This window comes from Rhizobium sp. SEMIA 4085, assembly GCF_013004495.1.
GTDB lineage: Bacteria > Pseudomonadota > Alphaproteobacteria > Rhizobiales > Rhizobiaceae > Rhizobium > Rhizobium gallicum.
This window is the reverse complement of record NZ_JABEPH010000320.1, coordinates 1-7,149: the sequence shown is the minus strand read 5'-3', so window position 1 is coordinate 7,149 and position 7,149 is coordinate 1. Positions and strand designations below refer to the sequence as shown.

Genomic DNA, 7,149 nt, shown 5'->3' with positions numbered 1-7,149 from the left:
TCATCATAGTGCGTCGTGTCTGTGTTACCAGCAGAAGCAGGCTTCCGGTCTGCTCAGGAGTCCCGTGGGCTCGGAGAGTGGTATAAGAGACAGGTGCTGAGGGCGCTGGATGGCTGGTGGCGATCACGAGGAAATCCGCGCGTGTCTCATCGCCGTTGCTATCGATGATCAACCATTCCTTTGGGCCGGGTAACACCCTTCTTACGAGCGTCCTCTTATGCTCGACCTTACCGTTTTCAAGGTATGGGCGCAGTCTCGCAGCGACATAGGCGCCAAAGAGCCGGCGTTGCGGGAAAAGATTGCCGTTCGGCCATAACGCGTCCGGGTCGTCCGCGACGCCATCGCTGTTGGCAATCCAATCGAGAAAATCCTCCGGTTCATCGGGAAGCAGGCTCATGCGGGCTGCCGGAACATTGATGCGGTGGGAAGGATCGTTCGTATCATAGGCAAGCCCGCGGCCCAATTCGCGGCGCGGCTCAAAGACGATGACGCGTGGCAGCCTATGCATTGTCCTTGCGAGATGAAAGGCTACACCCGCGCCGGAAACGCCGCCGCCAACGATGGCAATGGCGGGTCTTTTAACGCTATCCACTTCGTTTTTCGTCACCGCTGCTGATCCAACTGGGTTCGAGATCCGGAGTAGCTTGACGCATCTTTGAGGCCCGGCCTAGCCGATATTTGGCGCCGTCCCAGTAAATTAATCTATAAGATTTATGGAGATCAATCAGAACCTGCAACTGCAGCCATCAGGCTGGTTGAAAGTCATCTCGGCAATCGGCGGTCACCAGAAGAGAAAGGTTAGGGCGCCGGCTGGATGATGTGCTGCGCGAGGCGAATGGCAAGGGCCATTGCTGTCAATGTTGGGTTTGCTTGGCTCGACGTCGGAAAGACAGAGGAACTCGCAATATATGCGTTAGCAAGATCGAAGACTTTCAAGTTCCCGTCGACGACGGCGTCGTTGCGGTTCGTTCCCATGCGTGTCAGCCCAATCTGATGCGTGCCATGGCGGATACGTGTCGCGATGGCACTTGCAAGCGCATCGTCACTGCGATTCAGATCGAGCTGGCCCAGGCAATTTCCTTCTAGCCAGTCATTCAGGAGACGATGGGTGCGAACGAGTGCACGGATATTTTCGTCAGGCACGCGCATGTCGATCGTCAGCCGTGGCACGAAGAAAGCATCGACATTGTCAGACAAGCGCACGTTGCTTTGCCTGTCGGGGAAATGTTCGGCATGGAAAGCAAGCCTGTACGTTCGACGGCTGTTATTGATGAAGAAGCCGGGCTTCCTGGCGTTTCGCCCGTAGCGATTGCGCAGGTAGCCGGGTAGGTGCCTGACGATCTCGGTCGGGTTAACGGCGAGGTTCTTGAGATGGCCGGCGATTGCGTCAAGACGGCTTGCATGATGCCGGCGGATGACTTCAGGCGTGAGGTACCGTGCGAGTGGACGAAAGCTCAAGGCAAGGTAAGCGGCGGACAAGAAGGCACTTTCATGCTGCGGATCTGAAAGGGCCGGCACATCGGGCCAGAACGCCACATTCGGCAAATGATGCTGGTTGATTAGCGTATCGCTCGGCACGATGCGTCTGCGCACATATGCGCCTGTCTCGTCCCGGTGGAAGTCGAAAAGTGCCTCGGCCGGTCTGTTCGAAAATCTGAGCGCAGCAACATGCCCGAAAAGATGGCCCATGTAATAACGGCCGAGCGCTCCATGGGGTCCGCCAAACATCAGCGGGTGACGCCGCTGGATGTTGAGCAGAAGTCTCGCCGCTTCCAGTCCACCTGAGGCGAGAACCACGCGTTTACATGAAATGCGATAGGCAAGACCGTTTTTGTGACGGGCCACGACATGGCTGACGCTGCTATTTTCCGTCAGGACCAGATCCACGACGGTGGTGTTCAGCAGGATTGTCAGTCCCCTATCCTCGCTGAATTGCTGAAGGCTCGCGCGAAACAGTTTCGGATCACGACTGTATCGTTCAAGACGCGTTAGTTCGAAACGGGCGTCTACCGAGGCAAGTGGCGCCTTATCGACGAACCCCTGGCCGCAGTTGGCGTATTCCACGGCACGGTCGTAGAACGGCCGTATCTCGTCATAGGAAATAGGCCACCGCCCATCGGGAAATCGATCTTCAAAGTCAATCGGATCAAAGGGAAGGCATCGCCCGGTCCAAAGGTTGCTTGTTCCGCCGAATTGGCGCGAGACGCAGATGCGCACGTCGTCGTGGGTGGCGGGTTCCAGGATCAAGGCGCCGGCAAGTTCGTTCGAAGCCGTGGATGGGTCTAACCCGCCCGACTCAACAACGAGAACGCGCTTGTCGGCCTGCCGAAGCTCTTTGGCAAGGGTGAGGCCGACCGGTCCGGATCCGACGATGAGGACATCGGTATCACCTGGCATGTCATCAATACGCCCTGAAATCATTGCGGCCCCGTCACAATGTTAGCTATGATGCGATATGTTGCAATGCATTCAATGTAAAAGAGTATGCAGGCGTGGGGTTCAAGAAGATTTTGGATTAAAAAATCCTAATGACTCTCACGAAAGAAGCGGAAGCATGGTTCTGAAGTTCAAGCAATGTTTATTTTACTATCATAAGTTTGAAATAGTGTTCAATCACGTTATATATATGGAAAAATGCATCGTTTTTGATGTGTTAGAAATGGGTATTCAGTGAGTATTCAAAGAGTATTCGATGCGATCATTGCGTGTAACAGCGGTAGAGATACTGGTAGAAATTTATAATATTGACGAGGGTATACTCAAGAATAATTCGATACGACGGCTCGGAAGGATCGGAATTTCGATCTTATTGATTCCGACATTTATCGCCTAGGCACGTGCAGTGGCATCATGCGAGAAGGCGCCGATTGCGGATTATGGCGGTTGCAAGGAAAGCTCGGATACGTGATCTTGGCGCACTGCCTTGCCATGTGATGGGTTTCGTGATTGCTCGCCTTACGCTCCGGGCCCAGTTCGGGTGGAGGAGATCCCCGCTCCATGCGTGCATTAAACACGGGCCGCCTGTAAGCTTTTTAAGGCAGCTAGAGCACGAGAACCGGTTATCGATCAGACTGGGAATGCTTCTTTGCCGCTTGCAACTCCAAGTGCGACCGCAACCATATCCGCAATCGCAAGCGAACCTGTCAGACCCGGGCTCTCGATCCCGAACAGGTTGACCAAACCTTTGACGCCGTGCAGCTGCGGCCCGTCGATGCGGAAGTCCGGCATCGGCATGGGTGCGTCGTGAAGCTTTGGCCGTATCCCGGCATAATCGGGTTGCAAGGCGCCGTCACGCAAACCTGGCCAATAGCGGCGGATTGCGTCATAAAACTGTTGCGCGCGGGAGGCAGCAACATCGAGCGAATGATTCTCATCGACCCATTCGACATCAGGCCCGAAACGGCAGCGCCCGTTGAGGTCGAGCGTTGCGTGGACTCCAAGGCCGGCATGGTCGGGCATTGGATAGATGAGGTGCGAAAAGGGTTGGCGCCCGGAAAGCGCGAAGTAATTGCCCTTGGCGTACCACTGCGGCGGCACCATCTTGGGGGAAAGTCCCGCTGTTCTTGCCGCAAGGCCGGGGGCGCCGTGGCCGGCGGCATTGACCACGAAGTCGGCCTCGATTTCGGTGGGTTCCGCTCCGCCCGTGGTCAGGCTAATCCGCACACCACCGCACCTGATTGCCATAGCCGGCGTATGGAAGGCGAGCATGCCGCCGGCGGTCTCGAAATCCTCGCGCAGCGCCTGCATGTAGCCGTGACTGTCGATGATGCCCGTCGATGGCGAGAACAGCGCGCCGGCGCAGTTCAGCTCCGGTTCGAGGTCGGCGACGTCGCTCGGTGTGAGCGGAAGGAGATCGAAAACGGCGTTGCGTTTGGCTGCCGCAGCAATCGCGTCAAGCTTGGGCAATTCCTCGGGGCTCGCGGCAAGCAGGATTTTGCCTACCCGTCGCGCTTCCACGCCGCGGCGTGTACAGTAGTTGTAAAGCGCTGCCCGGCCCTCGACGCAGACCGTCGCCTTCAGCGAACCCTGCGGGTAATAAAGACCGGAGTGGATAACTTCAGAGTTCCTGGATGAGGTTTCTGTGCCGTTTGCTTTGGCGCTTTCGACCATGATGGTTTCAAGGCCGCACCCCGCGAGCTTGCGGGCAACCGCCAGGCCGATGACGCCTGCGCCAACGACAATGGCGTCGACAAACAATCTGCTCATCCGGCTTTCATCTCACCAACCGCCGCCACGCATGAACTAACGCTCCTTCATCTGACCTCTGAGGAGCGAAGTCAATTCTGCAGTGTGCAAAGCGGCGCAGATTTTCACGCGAGAGCGGATAACACCTCGCCTCTCGACCGATCCGAACACCCATGCTTGGGGCTGCTCGGAAGGGTCGTGACCTCATCGGGATCGGGGACCGACCGCCTGGCTCGAAATATCAAGGGCGCGAGAGGGCCTGGACACGTCCTCGTGCCAAACCAGAAACAGGACCCCGAGAAAATACCCGCTCTGGATCAGGACAGCGCATACAAGACTATCGGCAAACGCACTGAGGACGGACCCTTGCATCCATAATATCGCGCAAAAGAAAGCGATGAGCACGGCGGCCATCGAAACAAATACCCTGGGTGCGTACATGAACTCCCCTCCGGCCTCACGACGCACACTCTGATCTGGGACCTTCTTCCATCGTCCCGCAATACTTCGCACAATCAGAGATAACTGAGTTCTTTGTTGCAGTGTTACCATGCTCAATGCGTCGACAGAAACCTTCAACAGACAAGATGTCAAAAAGATGTCATCGTTAAAAAGTCGTTAAACACGAATTTTCATGACAACCTTTGCGGTAAATGTCGAGAAGGCGTCAGTAATCAGAAAGATAGAAGCTTATTAAGTATGCGATAGTGAATCATCAGCAAAAATCAGAAGTCTATGCGTCAGATGAATGTGCTCGTGCAAATCGATCCTGACGTAACGCTACCTACAGTAACGTGGGGTATTCGAGGACGTAGTTCATGCTTTCGAGGTATACATGAGATTCTGCTTGAAAATACTAATCATTACGATTTAAATGGCCAACGCTGTGGAGGCCTCAGAATGAAATACGATGCCGACTTTGCCAATCCCTCTCGTGATCACGGCGATCGACACATCCCGCAGCCTGCGGGCGGTGCACAGAAACGGATCTTTGACGTTGTTCTGGCGGGTGTGGCTATCATTTGCCTTCTGCCGCTGATGATTGCGATCGCGTTACTTGTTCGTTTGGCCGATCGCGGACCGATCCTTCACTTTGAAAGGCGGCGCTCACCCGGGGGAGAGGCGTTTGACTGCTACAGCTTCCGGAAATTGCCGGTCGACTGGCGCCTCCGGCTCGGCCAGCATCTGTCGCGCCATCCAGACGAGCTTGCAAGCTGGATCATGACGGAAAGGTTGAAGGACGATATTTTGCTAACGCCCGTTGGACGAGTTCTTCATCGAACAGGGCTTGATGATCTGCCGCAACTTCTCAACGTGCTCTTCGGTGACATGAGCTTCGTTGGTCCGCCATCGCTGCCTGTTGATCGCGGTTTTGTAAAAAAGGGCAGCTCTGCACAATTTTGTAGACCAGGCATGATCAGCGATTGCCACGCCACGGCTGGTGGTGTCAGAAATGGGGAAATGGCGGCAGCTTCCTACGCCGCGCAGTGGAGTTTTTTGGGCGATTTGAAAATCCTGGTCCGCGCGATTGGTGGTCTGTTCCAGGCTGAAAGGTTTCAGCTCGATCATTGAAAAGATCGCTGATGGCGGCGCGGTCAGGACTGTGCCTGTGCGAGTAAGCAGCCGTTGCAGCCCTCACTGGCGAATCACGAGTTGGACGCGGGTAATATTGGTCTGGCTATCACGCTGGACCGAAAGCCGCGCGCCAAGGCCATTGACGGCGCGCCTTAGGATCGCGGCGTCCCGACCGCTCATGAATGGAAACATGAGTGTGGCGTTCTTCTGGATGAAAGTCACCGACCTTTCTGCTGTCCCGCCTGCGATCTCGACACTGACGGCCTCTGCTTCTTGTGCGCTCGCTGCCATCGTCGACAGCGCGATGATCAGGATCAGCAGTCGTTCCCGATAAGCTTCAATGCCGTCGAAACTGCGCAGCGATGATACCCGCAGGTCAAAAAGGATGGTCAGCGCGTCAAGGGCTCGATGTAAGACAAGTCCGGGCAGGGCGTCGTGTTGCGGTACGTCGCTTGCGATCTCGGCGAAAGTTTTGAGTAACTGGCCAATCAGGAAACTTGCGGCGGTCAGCTTTTCCAGGGCAAGCGCGTCGCTCGGTCGTCCCGCACGCCTTGCGATCCCGACCGCACCATTTGCCAAGCCCTCTGCCGGAGAAATTGCGGATGTCAGATAAAGTCCGAGCTCGCTGGATCTGACTTCGAGCACAGCCGCTGCAAATTCGCGGAAGTAATTGTCGGCGGCCGGCCCAGTTTTTTCCTCGAAATCTTCAATGATTTCGCACCTTGCCGGTGCACCCGCTGCGCGCATGATAAGGACGAAGCGAGCCTCATAGTGAAAGTACAAAAATGATAGCTCGGCATTCTCGCAGGCCAAAAGTCTGTCCAGAACGCAGAATGATGCTGCCTGAGCGGCGGGAAATACGGTATCATTGAGTAACATCACTGTACCACTTGTGGAGTCTTTAACAATATGAAGACATATCCTACTAAAGACCAGATAAAAACTTCGATCTTTGGCTGTAGATGTTACGCTCTCTGGATAATGAGACATAATTGCCTCAAGATTATTCTAGTGGCAGAAACCTGACGGATGTTGCCGCCAGAGGACCGATCCGGTGGCCGGCATCTCCCATGCGACGTGACTGTTGCTCTGGAGAAGAGTAAAATAGCGCCCTTAGCGAACCAGGGAGGGCGATATGGGAACGGCTGCACCGAGCGTAGCCATCCGCGCGCTGGCCGAGACCGACCTGCCGGAAGCCGAAAGAATTTTCCGTCTGGCCTTTGGCACCTTCTTGGGAGCACCCGAACCAGAGACGTTCTGGTCCGACCGCGACTACGTACGCGGCCGCTGGCAGGCGCCCTACGTCACCGCCTTCGCCGCGGAGGTGGGCGGCGAACTGGTAGGCTCCAACTTCGCAACCCGCTGGGGCAGCGTCGGCTTCTTCGGACC

At 55.8% G+C, this 7,149-nt stretch carries 6 protein-coding genes; 2 read left to right on the top strand and 4 right to left on the bottom strand.

The genetic code is table 11. The annotated features are described in order from the left end of the window. The 3 genes from C9413_RS24870 to C9413_RS24860 all read right to left on the bottom strand — a co-directional run. On the bottom strand, nucleotides 1-607 hold a 607-nt coding region (locus C9413_RS24870), incomplete at its 3' end, for an FAD/NAD(P)-binding protein (protein WP_348648800.1). 191 nt (nucleotides 608-798) lie between these two features. Further along, nucleotides 799-2,397, bottom strand: coding sequence for an FAD-dependent oxidoreductase (locus C9413_RS24865; RefSeq protein ID WP_040115603.1), 1,599 nt, complete (start codon nucleotides 2,395-2,397; stop codon nucleotides 799-801). A 669-nt stretch (nucleotides 2,398-3,066) separates the two neighbouring features. Beyond that, nucleotides 3,067-4,206, bottom strand: coding sequence for an NAD(P)/FAD-dependent oxidoreductase (locus tag C9413_RS24860; RefSeq protein WP_170251035.1), 1,140 nt, complete (start codon nucleotides 4,204-4,206; stop codon nucleotides 3,067-3,069). 879 nt (nucleotides 4,207-5,085) lie between these two features. Here C9413_RS24860 and C9413_RS24850 point away from each other — a divergent pair. After that, nucleotides 5,086-5,757, top strand: a complete 672-nt coding sequence (locus C9413_RS24850; protein WP_052451808.1) for a sugar transferase — start codon at nucleotides 5,086-5,088, stop codon at nucleotides 5,755-5,757. Nucleotides 5,758-5,820: 63 nt separating this feature from the next. Here the strand turns inward: C9413_RS24850 and C9413_RS24845 are convergent, their stop codons facing one another. After that, nucleotides 5,821-6,750 (bottom strand): hypothetical protein, encoded by a 930-nt coding sequence (locus tag C9413_RS24845; RefSeq protein WP_133939554.1) that lies wholly within the window; start codon nucleotides 6,748-6,750, stop codon nucleotides 5,821-5,823. Nucleotides 6,751-6,895: 145 nt separating this feature from the next. Between C9413_RS24845 and C9413_RS24840 the strand changes: the two genes are divergently transcribed. Further along, a partial coding sequence (locus C9413_RS24840) for a hypothetical protein (protein ID WP_210263601.1) occupies nucleotides 6,896-7,149 on the top strand: 254 nt, incomplete at its 3' end.

Coding starts and splice junctions, on each gene's coding strand:
- C9413_RS24845 (WP_133939554.1), bottom strand. CDS start 6,750: ATGTCTCATTATCCAGAGAGCGTAACATCTACAGCCAAAGATCGAAGT.
- C9413_RS24860 (WP_170251035.1), bottom strand. CDS start 4,206: ATGAGCAGATTGTTTGTCGACGCCATTGTCGTTGGCGCAGGCGTCATC.
- C9413_RS24850 (WP_052451808.1), top strand. CDS start 5,086: ATGAAATACGATGCCGACTTTGCCAATCCCTCTCGTGATCACGGCGAT.
- C9413_RS24865 (WP_040115603.1), bottom strand. CDS start 2,397: ATGCCAGGTGATACCGATGTCCTCATCGTCGGATCCGGACCGGTCGGC.